The sequence below is a fragment of the Mycobacterium sp. MAA66 genome, from assembly GCF_041261665.1.
Lineage (GTDB): Bacteria > Actinomycetota > Actinomycetes > Mycobacteriales > Mycobacteriaceae > Mycobacterium.
In genome coordinates, this window is the sequence record NZ_JBGCCC010000003.1 from 312635 (window position 1) to 327311 (window position 14677).

Genomic DNA, 14677 nt, shown 5'->3' on the forward strand with positions numbered 1-14677 from the left:
CAGTTTTAAGGCATTGCAGTATTAATGTCAATGAGCTGACTGCCCCGGCCCCGGCCGGGTGGGTGCGGGTATCCCGTCGGGATGGGAGAACTCCTCAGCTCACCTCTCGCGGTGCGGGGTGGCCACAATGGCCAGCGAATCGCCCTGAAGCGTCAGCTCCGCGTCCCCGATCCGGTCGGTCAGCCGGTGGCGCAGGTCGTCGGCGGCTGCGGGCTCCAGGGTGATGAAGGTCGAATAGGTGAACAGAAGTTCCAGCCACTGGTCGATCGAGAAGCGCAGCGTTCGTGGATATTCGGTGACCGTGGACCCGAAGCCCGCGGCCGTCAGGGCGTCCACCACGGCGTCGGTGCCGAGCCGGTCTGTCGCCTCGACGTTCACATGGTCACCGAAGACGTCATCGACGGCGACGTCCAACGGTCGTGTCGCGCGTAACCGGTTCCACAACAGGGCCAGCCGACCTGTCGAGGTCAGGACGGTGGCGACTTTCGGCAGTGCCACCGCCGGGTCGACCCAGTGGAACGACGCGGCGAACGTCACCAGGTCGAAGCGCCGTCCAGCCGGCTCCCAATCCTCGAAGGTGGCGATCTCGACGGCAATCCCTTTGTCGCGGGCCACCGCGGCCATCCGTTCGTCTGGCTCTACGGCCAGGACCGTGCAGCCGTGGTCGGTGAGCTGGCGGGAGACGATGCCGGTTCCCGCGCCGACGTCGAGCACGCGATGGGTATCCGACGCGAGCAGATCCCTGATCAGGGCATCGGGATATCCGGGGCGGTATGCGTCGTAGCGCTGCGCGGCGCTGCCGAACGAGTTCGCCCGCTGACGGTCGGTGTGCAGATGCGTTGACGGCGGCATGGTTCCGACGGTAGTGGGATGAGCTGGAGCGTCGCTGGGATCGACCTGGGACGTGATTCGGTGTGCCCGTCAGTTGTCAGATGCCCGCCCCCGGGTTGAGGATGTTGTCCGGATCGAGGGCCGCCTTGATCCGCCGGTTGAGTTCCATGACCTCGGGGCCCAACTGTCCGCTCAGCCAGGGCCGCTTGAGCCGACCGACACCGTGCTCGCCGGTGATGGTGCCGCCCAATCGGACTGCCAGGTCCATGATTTCGCCGAAGGCGAGGTTGGCCCTTCGGGTGTTCTCGGCGTCGTGGGGGTCGTGCACGATCAGCGGGTGGGTGTTGCCGTCACCGGCATGCGCGATCACCGAGATGAGCAGGTCGTGCTTGGCTGCGATATCGCCCACCCCGGCGACCAGATCAGCCAATGCCGGCAGTGGCACGCCGACATCCTCCAAGAGCAGTGGGCCCTTGGCCTCGACGGCGGGAATGGCGAATCGCCGGGCGGCGATGAAGGCCTCGCCCTCATCGGGGTCATCGGTGGAGAAGACCTCGGTGGCGCCCGCTTCGGCGAACACCGCGGCCATGAACTCGGTGTCCTCGACGCCGGCCGGCCCGCGTTCGTCGGAGGCGGCCACCAGCATGGCTTTGGCGCCGCGGTCCAGACCCATCTTGAGTTTGTCCTCGACCGCGTTGATCGCGACGTCGTCCATGAACTCGAGCATCGACGGGCGGATCCGGCCGGTGATGGTGAGTACCGATTCGGCGGCAGCCCGCACCGAGTCGAAGCTGGCGACCACGGTGCAACCGCGATGCTGCGGCGGCAGCAACCGCAGCGTCACCTCGGTGACCACTCCCAGCGTGCCCTCGCTGCCGACGAACAGTTTGGTCAGGCTCAGTCCCGCAACATCTTTCAGCCGCGGTCCGCCGAGCCGTACCGCGGTGCCGTCGGCCAGCACCACCTCTAGCCCCAGTACGTAGTCGGTGGTGACGCCGTACTTGACGCAGCACAGTCCGCCGGCATTGGTGGCGATATTGCCGCCGATGGTGCAGATCTCGAATGACGACGGGTCCGGCGGGTACCAGAGTCCATGTGCGGCAACGGCTTCCTTGACTTCGGCATTGAACAGGCCGGGCTGGGTCACCGCTGTGCGGGTCGCGGTGTCGACGGTGATGTCGCGCATCCGTTCGGTGGTCAGCACGATGCCGCCGTCGACTGCGGTGGCCCCGCCGGACAAGCTGGTGCCGGCGCCACGCGGCACCACCGGAATCTTGTGCGCGGTCGCCCACCGCATCACGGTCTGCACTTCGGCTGTGCTGCGTGGGCGCACCACCGCGATCGGGGTGCCGGCATCCGGATCGGCCGCACGATCCTGGCGATAGGACGCGACGATGTCCGGGTCGGTGACGACAGTGCCGTCGGGAAGTTCGGCGATCAGGCTCGGCAGCACGGTGTGCACGTGGCCAAGTCTAGGAGTCGTGGAAAGGGCGCCGGCGAGTTCCGGCTGTATTAATCCCGCGTTACTTCTGTGTTACGCGTACGCTGGCCGTGTGCACAACAAGGCACTGTCGGCCGAGCTAGAGGCGCTGCGGGGGTCGCAGCGCGGGTGTCATGTGTCAGCTGTCGCGCTGGAGGTTCACGTCCGCGCGGTGTACCGCAGCGTCCGAACGAGGTCCCCGGCATTCGTGCCGGATTTCAGTCTGGATGCCATCGCGTCAGGTTCCGTCACGACCATGGCTGCATTGGAGCTGTGCCTGGCCGGGTTGTGGCATCGGTGCGGCGACGGGTATCTGGTCGACGACCCGGATCTGATCGCCCATCTGTCGGTAGGCCCGGTGCGGCGCCTGGCGCGCAAGGCGTGGCGCTACCTGAACAGCGAATCCGTCCTTCCGTTCTGAGTGAGCCGTCCCGGCAGCACAATGGGGAGGTGTTGCCGCATCCGCGTACCGGTGTCCTGTTCGATTCGCCGGTACCGGCGGGTGCCGGCTGGCCGGGTGACCCGGCCGTCGCCGCCACCCCGGTGGCGCGGACCGCGGTGCAGGTCCGGGCCCGGGCGCGCCGGTGCTCTGACATCGGTGAGCTGGATGCTCAGGTGTCGACGTGTCGGGGCTGTCGTCGTTTGGTGACGTGGCGTCAGGACGTCGCCGAGAAGAAGTTGGCCGTGCGCAAGTCCTTTGCCGCAGAACCGTATTGGGGTCGGCCGGTGACCGGGTTCGGCGTCCCGGCCCCACGGATCTGGGTGCTGGGATTGGCTCCCGCCGCACACGGCGCCAACCGAACCGGACGGGTGTTCACCGGCGACCGATCCGGCGACTTCTTGTTCGCCGGCATGTACCGGGCCGGACTGGCCTCGGGTCCCGACAGCGTCGACGCCGCAGACGGGTTGGCGCTCAATGACATTCGGGTGGTCGCGGCGGTCCGTTGCGCCCCGCCCGAGAACGCGCCGACACCGCAGGAACGGGCCACTTGCGCGCCGTGGCTGGAGGCCGAATGGCGGCTCACCGGCACCGCCGTCCGGGTCATCGTGGCGCTTGGCGGGTTCGCCTGGAAGGCGGCGCTGGACCTCACCGGCGCCGGTCGGCCGGCGCCCAGGTTCGGCCACGGCGCGCTTGCGGAACTGCCTGACGGCAGGACGCTGCTGGGCTGCTATCACCCGAGCCAGCAGAACACCTTCACCGGCCGGCTCACTCCGGCCATGCTCGATGACGTGTTCGCCACCGCCAAGGGAATGGTGGCCGAGCCGAAAGGGTTGCACTGACTCGTGCAGTTGTCCGTTCTTGATCTCGTTCCGGTCCGTAGCGACCAGTCCACCGCCGACGCCCTGGCGGCCACCGTCCGGCTCGCCCAGGCTGCGGACGAGCTCGGTTTCACCCGCTACTGGGTGGCCGAGCATCACAACATGCCCGCGGTGGCGGCCACCAGTCCGCCGGTATTGCTGAGCTACCTGGCCGCCCAGACCGGCCGTATCCGGCTGGGTTCGGGCGGCGTCATGTTGCCCAACCATGCGCCGTTGGCGGTGGCCGAGCAGTTCGCGTTGCTCGAAGCCGCGGCACCCGGTCGCATCGACCTGGGTGTTGGACGCGCACCGGGCACCGACCCGGTCACCTCGATCGCGTTGCGTGGCCCGGCCGGCCGTACTGATGAGGACATTCAACGCTTTCCCGAGTACCTCGACGACATCGTCGCGTTGATGAGTCCATCGGGGGTAAAGGTGTCCATCGAGGGCCGAAGCCTGTTGGACCAGGACTACGTGCTCAAGGCCACCCCGGCCGCGGTAAGCCCACCCGAGCTGTGGCTGCTGGGCTCGTCGTTGTACTCCGCCCATCTGGCAGCGGCCAAGGGCCTGCCGTATGTGTTCGCCCACCACTTCTCCGGGCAGGGCACCCAGGAGGCGCTGGCGGTGTATCGCGAAGAGTTCAGGCCCAGCGAGTTCGCCGATGCACCACGGACATTCATGACGGTGAACGCCTGCGTCGCGGCAACCCGGGCCGAGGCCGAAGCGCAGATGCGGCCCAACCTGCACATGATGGCGTGGTTGCGTACCGGTCAACCGCTACGTGCGCTGGACCTGGTCGAGGACTCCGAGCAGGTTCGGCTCACCGCCCAGCAACAGGCCGTGTTCGACTCGGGGCTGGCCCGGGCCGTGGTCGGTGCACCCGGCGAGGCGGCCGGCCAGGTCCGGGAGTTGGCAGCGCATTTCGGTGTCGACGAGGTGATGGTCAATCCGGTGGCCTCGGCCCACCGCGGTACCGACCCGGCAACCGCTCCGGCTCGCGAAAGCACCTTGGGGCTGTTGGCCGCCGAACTGCTCTAGCGGGGCGTCAGCGCGACCACCGGAATCGGTCGGGTGGTGCGCTTCTGGTAGCCCTCGTAGCGGTCGGCGTTGTTCTTGTTCACCAACTGCCACATCCGTGCGTAGTCCGGGTCGTCCTTGCCGACCACCCGGGCGGTGACGCCGATCCGCTTGGGCCCGACATTGATGTCGATCTGCGGATTGGCCTTCAGATTGAAGTACCAGCCGGGAGCCGTCGGCTCGCCGCCTTTGGATGCCACGACCAGATAGGAGTCGCCGTCCTTGGCGTAGGTCAGCGAGGTGGTGCGTGCGATGCCCGTCTTGGCTCCGACGGTATGCAGCAGCAGGCTGGGCGGAACACCGGGAATCCGGTGCCCGATCCGGCCTTCGGTCTTCTGGTAGATGGTGTCGTGCAATTTCAACATCGGGAGACCCAGGTAGCGCTCCCACAGCGGCATACTCATGGGTTCAAGTCTGCCTGCGGGTCGCTCAGGCGCGCTACCGCCCCTCGTAGGATCTTTCCACTGGTTTCGCGGTCGGGATCCCGCCGGAGCAGCATGCCCTTGACGAACGCCAATTTGTCGCCCGCCTGGCGCGGCACCACATGCAGGTGAATGTGGAACACCGACTGAAACGCCGCCCTGCCGTCGTTGATGGCGATGTTGTTGCCGTCGGCGTGCAAGCCGGACTCACGCGAAGCCTGGGCGATGCGCTGGCCGATCCGGGCCAGGTCGGCCACCACGTCGGGCGGGGTGTCGGTGAGATCGACGAAGTGCCGCTTGGGAATCACCAGGGTGTGGCCGCGGGTGAACGGCCGGATGTCCAGGAACGCCAGGTAGTCGTTGTCTTCGTAGATGCGCACCGCGGGCGCTTTCTCGGCGACGATGTCGCAGAACACACAAGCCATGTCGAACATCATGCGGGGTAGGGCAAATACGTGCGATGCCTTTTTGTATCGCCGGCGAGTAGCCTGCGCCAGATGGACTCCCGCGATCTGGCGTTCGCCGGCGCCGCCGAGCAGGCCCGTTTGCTCGCCGCCGGCGAGATCACTGCACCGGAACTGGTCGAGCTGTACCTGGACCGAATTGCCCGCATCGACCCCCAATTACGTTGCTACCGGATTGTTCTGGCGGATACTGCCCGGGCGCAGGCACGTGCCGCCCAGACTCGGCTGGATGCCGGTGAGCGACTACCCCTGCTCGGGGTACCGGTCGCCATCAAGGACGACACCGATATTGCCGGTGAACTGACCACCTTTGGCAGCTGCGCACACGGTCCGGCCGCAACTGCCGACGCCGAGGTGGTGCGCCGGCTGCGCGCCGCCGGCGCGGTGATCCTTGGCAAGACCGCGGTGCCGGAGATGATGATCTGGCCGTTCACCGAGACCCTGACCTACGGCGCGACGCGCAACCCGTGGAACACCGACTTCGCTCCGGGCGGCAGCAGCGGCGGTAGCGGGGCGGCGGTCGGCGCCGGCTTGGCCGCCGTCGCGCTCGGCTCCGACGGCATGGGGTCGATCCGGATCCCGTCGACCTGGTGCGGGCTGTTCGGGATCAAACCACAACGCGACCGGATTCCGATGGCTCCGCATGACGACTCCTGGTGCGGCCTGGTGGCATACGGTCCACTGGCCCGCACCGTCGAGGATGCCGCGCTGTTCCTCGACGCCACCACCGATGGTGGTTTTGTCGACGCCGCCCGCCGTGAGCCGGGCCGGTTACGAATTGCGTTGAGTACCAAGGTGCCTCCGCTGGTCACCGCCAGGATCGGTGCGGCGCAGCGTGCGGCCTTGCGGCAGGCTGGGGCGCTGTTGCGTGAGCTGGGTCATGACGTCATCGAGCGGGATCCCGACTATCCGACGTCGGCGGTCTATGGACACGGCCTGCCCCGGTACTTCCGTGGGGTGTACGACGACGTATCCGCCTTGCCACACCCCGAACGGCTGGACCGTCGCACTCGGACCTTCGCCAGAATCGGTGGATTGTTGTCGCAGCGACGGATCGACGCGATCCGCGCCGGTGAACCGGCGCTGGCCGGGCGAGTCCAATCCATCTACGACACTGTCGATGTGGTCATCACGCCGGGGACGGCATCCGGACCGTCGCGCGTCGGGCAATATCAGAGACGAGGAGCGATCTCGACGTTGGCCGCGGTGGCGGCCAGGGTACCGTTCCAGGCCGTCTGCAATCTCACCGGGCAACCCGCAGCGGTGGTGCCGTGGGGGCTGGATCGCGATGGTATTCCGACGTCGATTCAATTGGTGGGCAAGCCATTCGACGAATCGAACTTGCTATCGCTGAGCGCGCAGATCGAGGCAGCCCGACCCTGGGCGCAGCGGCGGCCCGCAGTCGGTTAATGCGCCCCCAGCGTGTGCTGGATATCGGGCTTCATCTCCTGTAATTGCTGACCCCAGTAGGCCCAGGTATGGGTGCCGGTCGGTGGGTACACGAAGTTCGCGTTGTGGCCGCCTGCGCCGGTGTAGGCGCTCTGAAAGTTGGTGTTCGACTTGAGTGTGAAGCTCTCCAGGAACTGTTGCGGGACACCGCTGGTGGCGCCGGCCAGATCACTGGGAGTTCCGTTGCCGCAGTACACCCATAACCGGGCTCCGCTGCCGATCAGCTTGCCCACGTTGACCGTCGGGTCGTTGCGGGCCCACGCCGGGTCCCCCGGGGGACCCCACATCTGATCCGGGTTGAACCCGCCCGCGTCGTTCATCGCCAGTTTCACCAACGGCGGCCAGAACGGATCGGACAGGTTCAGAAAGCCGGATAGCGAACCCGCGTAACGGAATTCGCCCGGGTAGTTCGCCGCCAGCATCAGGGCGGTCGATCCACTCATCGACAACCCGACAACCGCATTGCCGCTGCGCGAGACGCCCTTGTTGGCGGCCAGCCAGGCCGGCAGCTCGCTGGTCAGGAAGGTCTCCCAGTTGTAGGTCTGGGTGCCGCCCGCGCTGGCGGCGGACTGATACCAGTTGGTATAGAAACTGGATTGACCGCCCACCGGCATCACCACCGACAGACCGGATTGGTTGTACCACTCGAAGGCCGATGTGTTGATGTCCCAGCCGTTGAAGTCGTCTTGGGCGCGCAGCCCGTCAAGTAGATAGAGGGCATGGGATCCGCCGCCCTGGAACTCCACTTTGATGGGGTGGCCCATCGACGCCGACGGCACTTGCAGGTACTCGATGGGCAGGCCTGGTCTGGAGAATCCGCGGGCTGGGCCGGCCGTGGTGGTCCCGCCGACGATCAGAGCCAACAACGCTGCGCCGAGCAACGTGGTGGCGGTCCGCAGAGTCTTGACGATGTGTGCCATTGCGCGCTCCCTGGGTCGAAGCCCGGTTACCCCGCCGCCGGCGCGATAAACCAGAAAGGTGCGCCGAATTTTTCGGCGGCCGCTCGCGTGGCTTCACGTTGTCGATTCAGAGTGCACCAGAACCGCGAAACATGCCGTTAACCTGGACATTTGCTCGTCGCGACAGGAGTGCGGTGCGCTGGCAAGATCCCTGGTTTATGGCGTTGCACCATCTTCCGGCCACCCCGCAGACGGTTCACTGGGGGTATTTCGATTCGCAGCAGCCGCCTGCATTGACGGTTGCGTCCGGTGACCTGGTGGCCATCGAGACGCTGACCCACCACGCGGGCGATGCGCCGGACTTGTTGATGGACAAGGAGATCGAGCGGGTTTTCGACGAGGTTGCCGATCGAGGGCCGGGACCGCACATACTCACCGGCCCGATCGCAGTGGCCGGCGCGCGACCGGGTGACGTGCTGCAGGTCGACATTCTCGAGGCGACCGCCCGGCTGCCCTACGGCTCGAATCTCGCCGCCCACTGGGGTCACCTGTACGACGAGCTCCCCGTCGAACGCGTGACCATCTACGAGTTGGACACCGACGCGCTACTGGGCCGTGCGCTGTTCGGATATGACTGGACCGCAACGCCTTTGGCTGATCAGCCGGGTACCGTGGTGGCAGTGTCCGCGGCCAGTCGCGCGTCGGCGCTGCCGGGTGTGGTGGTGCCGCTGCGGCCGCACTTCGGCACCATGGGTGTGGCCCCGTCCGATGCTGTCCGGGTGTCCTCGGTGCCACCCGGAGATCACGGCGGCAACGTCGACAACTGGCGGATCGGAGCGGGCGCCCGGATGTACTACCCGGTGCAGGTGACCGGTGCGCTGTTGTCGGTCGGGGACCCGCATGTCTCGCAGGGTGATGGTGAGGTCAGCGGTACTGCGCTGGAGGCATCTCTGAACGGGCTGTTGCGCTTGACTGTGCGCCGTGACCTGCCATTTGCCGTGCCGGTGCTGGAGACGTCGACCGAGCTGCTGATCCACGGCTTCGGTGCCAGCTTGGACGCGGCGATGAAGTGTGCGGCGCGGCGGACGTTGGCTGTCCTCGAACAGCACTTCGGGTTGTCCGGCCCGGACGCGTATTCGTTGATGTCGGTGGCCGTCGACTTCACGGTGACCCAGGTCGTCGATCAGCGGCAGGGTGTACACGCTCGCATCGACAAGCGCTGCTTTCCGCACTGGCGAAGCTCGGTTGCATGACCAACGCCGGTATCCGTGCGTTCACCTTCACTCCTGCCGACGGGGTGCCGCCGTCGGTGGCGCCCTTTGTCCACGCGACCGCGGCAGGCCAGAGCTTGTACGTCACCGGCCAGATGCCGACCGACATCACCGGACGGCTGGTCGGCGACGAAGTGGTGGCTCAGACCGATCAAGTGCTGCGGAATCTGCTCACGGTCACCCAATTGTGCGGAGGAGAGCTGGCCGATGTGGTGGCAGTGCGCGCGTATCTGACCGAATGGTCCGACTACCAAGCGTTCAATGCGGCCTACGCCCCGTGGTTTCCCGTGCGGCTGCCCAGTCGCACCTGTGTGGGAGTCAGTGGGCTCGCGGCCGGTGCGCGCGTCGAGATCGATTGGGTCTGCTGGCGGGCCGACGGCTGGGACTAGCGGCCGCGCCGATCAACCCACGGCTCGCCAGGCGGCGAGCTTGTCCTCGAAGGGCATTGTCAGCGCGCCGCTGCTGGACGGTAGGCGCGTGGCGGCCGGCCCGTCGGCGGCCCGCTGGAACAACTCGTGGGCGGTCGCGCCGTTGACGAACACCCGCACGATCGTCGGATGGGTCCCGAGAAAGGCGGAAAAATCGTTGAGCGTCAATGATTTTCGGTCGATATTGGCATCCAGGCTGCCGGCCCGGCGGCAGCTGTGCACGACGTCCCACAATGCCACGCCACCGGCGGTGACGGCATCGACGCGTTGCGCGTATTCGTGGCCGGGATCGAAACCGAGAACCGAACCCAACAACCGCCAGAACTGATTGCGCGTATTTGCGTAGTACTGCCCGGTGTCCAGTGATTTCTCGCTGGGAAACGAGCCGAGAATCAACACTTGTGGGTTCGGGCCGACGATCGCCGGCAGTCCGGCGCGCAGCGGCATCAGTGGTTCGCCCATCTGCCCATTCTGCGGATGCGGGGTGGACGATAGGTTGGCCGGGTGAGCGAAGATGCCGCCGACCGCGCCGAACTCGTCGACTGGCTGTTGACCGAGGGATTCACGCAGGATCAGATCGACGACTCCTTCGCGCCGATGTTGCTGCCGGCCCGCCGAGCCCTGGGTGATGACGGCACGCTGGTGTCGGCCCGGCAGATCAGTGGCCAGTCCGGCATAGATCTCGCCTTCCTGCAACGGCTGCTGCATGCGGCGGGCCGCCCTCGCGTTGACGATCCGGACGCTGCGCTGTATCTGCCGGTGGACGGCAAACTGGTCGAGTACGCCCAACAGGCTCTGGAGGTCGGGCTCGGCGAGGAGCAGATCCTGGCGGTAGTGCAGGTCATGGCCGAGGGACTGACCCGCACCGTCGAGGTCATGCGCTACGCGGTGCTGTCGGCGGTGGTGCAGCCGGGCGGCACCGAGCTGGACGCTGCGAAGGCCACCGCTGCGATCACCGCCGAAGTCGCCCCGCTGCTGGGTCCGCTGATCCAGGACATGCTCCGCACTCAACTGCTGCACGCCATGCAGGAAGAAGAGGTCAGCGCGACCGAGCGGCTGGCCGGCAGGCCGCTGCCCGGCTCGGGACTGATATCGGTTGCCTTCGCTGACCTAGTCGGCTTCACCAGCCTGGGTGAGGAGCTGCCGCCGGAGGATTTGGAGCGGTTGTCGCAGCGGCTGGCCGACCTCGCTCGCGATCTCGCCGAGCCGCCGGTTCGATTCGTCAAGACCATCGGCGACGAGGTGATGTTGGTCAGCGCCGAGCCGGTGCCGCTGCTGCAGATGGTCTTGCAACTCGTGGATGCCGCCGATGCCGACGAGGCATTGCCCCGTCTCAAGGCCGGGATGGCGACGGGTCTGGCGGTGAGCCGGGCGGGGGACTGGTTCGGCAGCCCGGTGAACCAGGCCAGCCGGGTGACCGGAGCGGCTCGCCCGGGTGCCGTGCTGCTGGCCGAATCGGCGCGGGAGGCGGTCGGCGATGCCGAAGGTTTCACCTGGTCATTCGCGGGCGCACGGCGGCTCAAGGGCATCCGCGACGAGGTGAAATTGTTCCGAGCCCGGCGCGCCGAGCCCTAGGCTCGATTTGCACCAGGTCTGGCACCCGGCTTTCATGGGTACTCATGCCTGAGATTGATCGTCGCAGCATGCTGTCGATGGCGGGGATGGGCCTGCTGGCAGCCGCGCTCCCAATTCCCGAGGCCCGTGCCGACAAGCCGGGTAAGTACCTCTTTGTCGATGATTTCGATGGACCGGCCGGATCCTCGCCGGATACCTCGAAGTGGGAGATTGCCACGGCCCGAGAATCGATGCAGGACCCGACCTACTGGGAGCTGCCAGAGCACGTCGGCCAGTACCGCAACGATCGTCGGAACCTGTTCCTGGACGGCAAATCGAATCTGGTGATCCGGGCCGCCAAAGACGGCAACACCTTCTACAGCGGCAAGATCTTCGGAACGTTCCACGGCGGTATCGGCACCACGTGGGAGGCCCGGATCAAGCTCAACTGCCTGACCCCGGGCTGCTGGCCGGCCTGGTACCTGGCCAACAACGATCCGGTGGTCGGCGGCGAGGTCGACATCATGGAGTGGTACGGCAACGGCCACTGGGCGGCAGGCACTGCAGTGCATGCCAAACTCAATGGCGGCGAACATGTTTCGCAGACGATCTCACCGGATAGCGGGTGGCACACCTGGCGTTGCCAATGGGACACCGCCGGCATCCGGTTCTGGCAGGACTACACCGATGGCGCCCAGCCATACTTCAGTGTGCCGGCAAAAGCACTGCCGGACTGGCACTTCAGTGACCCTGGCTACACCCTGTTCCCGATCATCGACCTGGCGGTGGCGGGTTCCGGTGGTGGCGATCCCGGCCCGGGTACCTATCCGGCCGACATGCTGGTCGACTGGATCAAGGTCTGGTAGTTACCGAGACGGCTGGAAACGGCGCAGCCGCAGGCTGTTGCTCACCACGAACACCGAGCTGAATGCCATTGCGGCACTGGCGATCATCGGATTGAGCAAGCCGAACGCGGCCAGCGGAATGGCGGCGATGTTGTAGGCGAAGGCCCAGAACAGGTTGCCCTTGATGGTGTTCAGTGTGGCCCGGGACAGTCTGATGGCGTCACCGACGGCCCGCAGATCACCACTGACCAGCGTCAGGTCGGACGCCTCGATCGCCACGTCGGTACCGGTGCCCATGGCCAGACCCAGATCGGACTGAGCCAGCGCAGCAGCGTCATTCACGCCGTCGCCGACCATCGCGACCACCCGGCCGTCGTCTTGCAGCCGTTTGACCTCGTCGACCTTGCCTGCGGGCAGCACCTCGGCGATCACGGTGTCGATTCCGACTTGAGCCGCCACCGCGCGCGCCGCGCGGTCATTGTCACCGGATAGCAGGATCGGGGTCAGTCCGAGGTTCTTCAGGTCGGTGATCGCTTCGGCGGCAGAGCCTTTCACCGCGTCGGCAACCACGACCACCGCGACGACCACGCCATCGACTGCTACCCACACCGGGGTGCGACCGGCTGCTTCTGCCGCGGCAGCTGCATCCTGCAGGTCCTTGTTGCCCTCGCCGAGCCATGATTGCCTACCCACCGAAACCTGTTGACCTTCAACGATTCCGGTGACTCCGCGCCCATCGTGGTTGGCGAATTCGGTGACCGTCGGCAGCGGGCCGTCCTGGGCTGCGCGGGCCGCGATGGCTTGGGCGATCGGGTGCTCCGAGGCGTGTTCGAGTGCGCCGGCCAGGCGTAACGCGCTGTCCGACAGGGCATGCACGTCGACCACGGACATCCGCCCTGTGGTGACCGTTCCGGTCTTGTCCAGGACCACGGTGTCGATCGTGCGGGTGGACTCCAACACCTGCGGCCCCTTGATCAGGATCCCCAGCTGGGCGCCGCGTCCGGTGCCGACCAACAGCGCCGTCGGCGTGGCCAGGCCCAATGCGCATGGGCAGGCGATGATCAGCACTGCCACCGCCGCAGTCAGTGCGGTGCTGGCCGGACTGCCGGCCAACAGCCAACCGAGCAGCGTCAGCGTGGCCAGGCCGATGACCACCGGCACGAAAACCGCAGAGACGCGGTCGGCGAGGCGCTGAACATCGGCCTTGCCGCTCTGTGCGTCGGCCACGAGCCGGGCCATGTGGGCAAGTTGCGTGTCGGCGCCCACCCTGGCGGCCCGGATCTGCAGTCGGCCACCGACATTGACTGTGGCTCCGGTAACGGAATCGCCCGGACCGACATCAACCGGTACCGATTCGCCGGTCAACATCGAAGCGTCCACCGCCGAGCGCCCCGCGATCACCTCACCGTCGGTGGCGATCTTCTCGCCGGGCCGAACCACGAAGACGTCGTCGACTGCCAATTGTCCTATGGGAATCCGGATTTCGGTGCCGTCTCGCAGTACCGCCACCTCTTTGGCGCCCAGGTCTAGTAGTGCACGCAGAGCCGCGCCGGACTGGCGTTTGGCCCGGGTTTCGAAGTACCGGCCGGCCAGAATCAGGGTGGTGACGGTGCCGGCCACTTCCAGGTAGAGGTGCTCGCCGGTGCCGGCCGAGCCGGCAATCAGACCAGCCCCCAGCATCCAGGCCGACCACAGGTAGGAGGCCAGCACGCCGATGGACACCAGGGTGTCCATGGTGGCCGCGCGGTGTCTCAGATTGGTCCAGGCGGCGTGGTGCAACGGCCAGGCGCCCCAGGTCACCACCGGCGTGGTGAGTGCGAAAGCCCATGACTGCCAATGGGGAAACTGCAGGGCCGGGATCATCGACAGCGCCAGCACCGGCAGGGTCAGCGTCAAAGAGACCAGCAGTCGCGGCAGGTATGAGGGTCCGGCTTCGGCGGGTCGGTCAACACTGGCCGTGTACCCGGTGGCCGCGACGGCGGCCACCAGTTCGTCGGTGGTCACGCTGCCCGGAAACGTGACAGCGGCCTGCTCGGTGGCGAAGTTCACGCTGGCGTGAACCCCGTCAATCCTGTTGAGCCGCTTCTCGATTCTGGCGGCGCACGACGCGCACGTCATGCCGCCGACGGACAGCGTGACCGAGGAGGTCATGCCGATTGCACGACGTCGTATCCGGCGTCCTCGATAGCGGCGGCAACGGTTGCCCGGTCGGGTTCGCCGTCCACGCGGACGGTGCCGGCCTTCAGGTCCACCTCGACCGCGGTGACCCCGGCCAGTGGCTCGACGGCTGCGGTGATGGCCGAGACGCAGTGGCCGCAGGACATACCTTGAACTTCGAGTACCTCAGTCATGCCGCCAACTATATACCCATAGGGGGTATAGGTAGCCAGGGGTGTGGCCCTGTCTGCTGTCGAGTGACATGCTGAATTCATGGCTCGTAAGGAGATCGACCCGATCCGCGCGAAGAGTGCACTCGCCGTCGCGAAGGAGCACCCGGGCATGCTGCTGTTCCTGGCATCGCCGGGACTCCTGGTGATCGGCATCGTGTGGTGGCTGATCGGCCCGGGTTGGGCGGCTTTCCTGCTGGTGGCGCTACTGGTTGCCGGTGGCGCCGCGCTGCTGCTCAAGCGCTGACCGGGCGCCTGTTCGCCCCGGGTG

The 14677-nt window shown here is 66.7% G+C and carries 17 protein-coding genes; 9 read left to right on the top strand and 8 right to left on the bottom strand.

From position 1 onward, the window contains the following. Positions 1-99 precede the first annotated feature (99 nt). Positions 100-852 (bottom strand): class I SAM-dependent methyltransferase, encoded by a 753-nt coding sequence (locus tag ABIA30_RS13770; protein ID WP_370066139.1) that lies wholly within the window; start codon positions 850-852, stop codon positions 100-102. A gap of 76 nt (positions 853-928) precedes the next feature. Further along, a complete protein-coding gene (locus tag ABIA30_RS13775; protein ID WP_370066141.1) occupies positions 929-2293 on the bottom strand; it encodes an FAD-binding oxidoreductase in 1365 nt (454 codons plus the stop codon). Positions 2294-2384: 91 nt separating this feature from the next. Between ABIA30_RS13775 and ABIA30_RS13780 the strand changes: the two genes are divergently transcribed. From ABIA30_RS13780 to ABIA30_RS13790, 3 genes are read left to right on the top strand one after another with little or no spacing between them, the layout of a single operon-like run. After that, positions 2385-2732, top strand: a complete 348-nt coding sequence (locus ABIA30_RS13780; RefSeq protein ID WP_370066143.1) for a hypothetical protein — start codon at positions 2385-2387, stop codon at positions 2730-2732. Between the two features lie 32 nt (positions 2733-2764). Then, positions 2765-3592 carry a uracil-DNA glycosylase gene (locus tag ABIA30_RS13785; RefSeq protein WP_370066340.1) on the top strand — a complete coding sequence of 276 codons (828 nt, stop codon included), beginning with the start codon at positions 2765-2767 and terminating at the stop codon, positions 3590-3592. Positions 3593-3595: 3 nt separating this feature from the next. Next, positions 3596-4648, top strand: a complete 1053-nt coding sequence (locus ABIA30_RS13790; RefSeq protein ID WP_370066145.1) for an LLM class flavin-dependent oxidoreductase — start codon at positions 3596-3598, stop codon at positions 4646-4648. Here ABIA30_RS13790 and ABIA30_RS13795 read toward each other — a convergent pair. Both ABIA30_RS13795 and ABIA30_RS13800 read right to left on the bottom strand, forming a co-directional pair. Further along, positions 4645-5091, bottom strand: coding sequence for a nitroreductase family deazaflavin-dependent oxidoreductase (locus ABIA30_RS13795; protein ID WP_370066147.1), 447 nt, complete (start codon positions 5089-5091; stop codon positions 4645-4647). The two genes, ABIA30_RS13790 and ABIA30_RS13795, sit on opposite strands and share 4 nt — an antisense overlap. Next, positions 5088-5534 (bottom strand): HIT family protein, encoded by a 447-nt coding sequence (locus ABIA30_RS13800; RefSeq protein WP_370066342.1) that lies wholly within the window; start codon positions 5532-5534, stop codon positions 5088-5090. The genes ABIA30_RS13795 and ABIA30_RS13800 overlap by 4 nt, the downstream gene beginning before the upstream one ends. Before the next feature lie 72 nt (positions 5535-5606). Here ABIA30_RS13800 and ABIA30_RS13805 point away from each other — a divergent pair, with 72 nt between their 5' ends. Continuing rightward, a complete protein-coding gene (locus ABIA30_RS13805) occupies positions 5607-6983 on the top strand; it encodes an amidase (RefSeq protein ID WP_370066149.1) in 1377 nt (458 codons plus the stop codon). Here the strand turns inward: ABIA30_RS13805 and ABIA30_RS13810 are convergent. Beyond that, positions 6980-7942, bottom strand: a complete 963-nt coding sequence (locus ABIA30_RS13810; protein WP_370066150.1) for an esterase family protein — start codon at positions 7940-7942, stop codon at positions 6980-6982. The two genes, ABIA30_RS13805 and ABIA30_RS13810, sit on opposite strands and share 4 nt — an antisense overlap. A gap of 197 nt (positions 7943-8139) precedes the next feature. On the opposite strand from ABIA30_RS13810, the gene ABIA30_RS13815 reads away from it, so the two are divergent. Together ABIA30_RS13815 and ABIA30_RS13820 are read left to right on the top strand one after the other, a co-directional pair. Then, positions 8140-9174 (top strand): acetamidase/formamidase family protein, encoded by a 1035-nt coding sequence (locus ABIA30_RS13815; RefSeq protein WP_370066152.1) that lies wholly within the window; start codon positions 8140-8142, stop codon positions 9172-9174. Beyond that, the gene (locus tag ABIA30_RS13820; protein WP_370066154.1) at positions 9171-9581 is read left to right on the top strand and encodes a RidA family protein; all 411 of its coding nucleotides are present in this window, start codon (positions 9171-9173) and stop codon (positions 9579-9581) included. The genes ABIA30_RS13815 and ABIA30_RS13820 overlap by 4 nt, the downstream gene beginning before the upstream one ends. Positions 9582-9593: 12 nt before the next feature. Here the strand turns inward: ABIA30_RS13820 and ABIA30_RS13825 are convergent, their stop codons facing one another. Then, entirely contained in the window at positions 9594-10082 is a 489-nt protein-coding gene (locus ABIA30_RS13825) for a DNA-deoxyinosine glycosylase (protein WP_370066156.1), read from the bottom strand. A 42-nt stretch (positions 10083-10124) separates the two neighbouring features. Between ABIA30_RS13825 and ABIA30_RS13830 the strand changes: the two genes are divergently transcribed. Both ABIA30_RS13830 and ABIA30_RS13835 read left to right on the top strand, forming a co-directional pair. Then, a complete protein-coding gene (locus tag ABIA30_RS13830) occupies positions 10125-11195 on the top strand; it encodes an adenylate cyclase regulatory domain-containing protein (protein WP_370066158.1) in 1071 nt (356 codons plus the stop codon). Positions 11196-11239: 44 nt separating this feature from the next. Next, positions 11240-12040, top strand: a complete 801-nt coding sequence (locus ABIA30_RS13835) for a family 16 glycosylhydrolase (protein WP_370066160.1) — start codon at positions 11240-11242, stop codon at positions 12038-12040. Here ABIA30_RS13835 and ABIA30_RS13840 read toward each other — a convergent pair whose 3' ends face one another. Further along, on the bottom strand, positions 12041-14170 hold the full coding sequence (locus ABIA30_RS13840; RefSeq protein ID WP_370066162.1) for a heavy metal translocating P-type ATPase: 2130 nt from the start codon (positions 14168-14170) through the stop codon (positions 12041-12043). Further along, entirely contained in the window at positions 14167-14370 is a 204-nt protein-coding gene (locus ABIA30_RS13845; protein WP_370066164.1) for a cation transporter, read from the bottom strand. Before ABIA30_RS13845 ends, ABIA30_RS13840 begins: the two co-directional genes overlap by 4 nt. A 79-nt stretch (positions 14371-14449) precedes the next feature. Between ABIA30_RS13845 and ABIA30_RS13850 the strand changes: the two genes are divergently transcribed. Beyond that, the gene (locus ABIA30_RS13850; RefSeq protein ID WP_370066166.1) at positions 14450-14653 is read left to right on the top strand and encodes a hypothetical protein; all 204 of its coding nucleotides are present in this window, start codon (positions 14450-14452) and stop codon (positions 14651-14653) included. Positions 14654-14677 lie beyond the last annotated feature (24 nt).

Excerpts from the sequence above, each read along its gene's own strand:
- ABIA30_RS13770 (WP_370066139.1), bottom strand. The coding sequence starts at position 852 with ATGCCGCCGTCAACGCATCTGCACACCGACCGTCAGCGGGCGAACTCG.
- ABIA30_RS13800 (WP_370066342.1), bottom strand. The coding sequence starts at position 5,534 with ATGGCTTGTGTGTTCTGCGACATCGTCGCCGAGAAAGCGCCCGCGGTG.
- ABIA30_RS13835 (WP_370066160.1), top strand. The coding sequence starts at position 11,240 with ATGCCTGAGATTGATCGTCGCAGCATGCTGTCGATGGCGGGGATGGGC.
- ABIA30_RS13825 (WP_370066156.1), bottom strand. The coding sequence starts at position 10,082 with ATGGGCGAACCACTGATGCCGCTGCGCGCCGGACTGCCGGCGATCGTC.
- ABIA30_RS13840 (WP_370066162.1), bottom strand. The coding sequence starts at position 14,170 with ATGACCTCCTCGGTCACGCTGTCCGTCGGCGGCATGACGTGCGCGTCG.
- ABIA30_RS13820 (WP_370066154.1), top strand. The coding sequence starts at position 9,171 with ATGACCAACGCCGGTATCCGTGCGTTCACCTTCACTCCTGCCGACGGG.
- ABIA30_RS13805 (WP_370066149.1), top strand. The coding sequence starts at position 5,607 with ATGGACTCCCGCGATCTGGCGTTCGCCGGCGCCGCCGAGCAGGCCCGT.
- ABIA30_RS13815 (WP_370066152.1), top strand. The coding sequence starts at position 8,140 with ATGGCGTTGCACCATCTTCCGGCCACCCCGCAGACGGTTCACTGGGGG.
- ABIA30_RS13850 (WP_370066166.1), top strand. The coding sequence starts at position 14,450 with ATGGCTCGTAAGGAGATCGACCCGATCCGCGCGAAGAGTGCACTCGCC.
- ABIA30_RS13810 (WP_370066150.1), bottom strand. The coding sequence starts at position 7,942 with ATGGCACACATCGTCAAGACTCTGCGGACCGCCACCACGTTGCTCGGC.
- ABIA30_RS13795 (WP_370066147.1), bottom strand. The coding sequence starts at position 5,091 with ATGAGTATGCCGCTGTGGGAGCGCTACCTGGGTCTCCCGATGTTGAAA.
- ABIA30_RS13845 (WP_370066164.1), bottom strand. The coding sequence starts at position 14,370 with ATGACTGAGGTACTCGAAGTTCAAGGTATGTCCTGCGGCCACTGCGTC.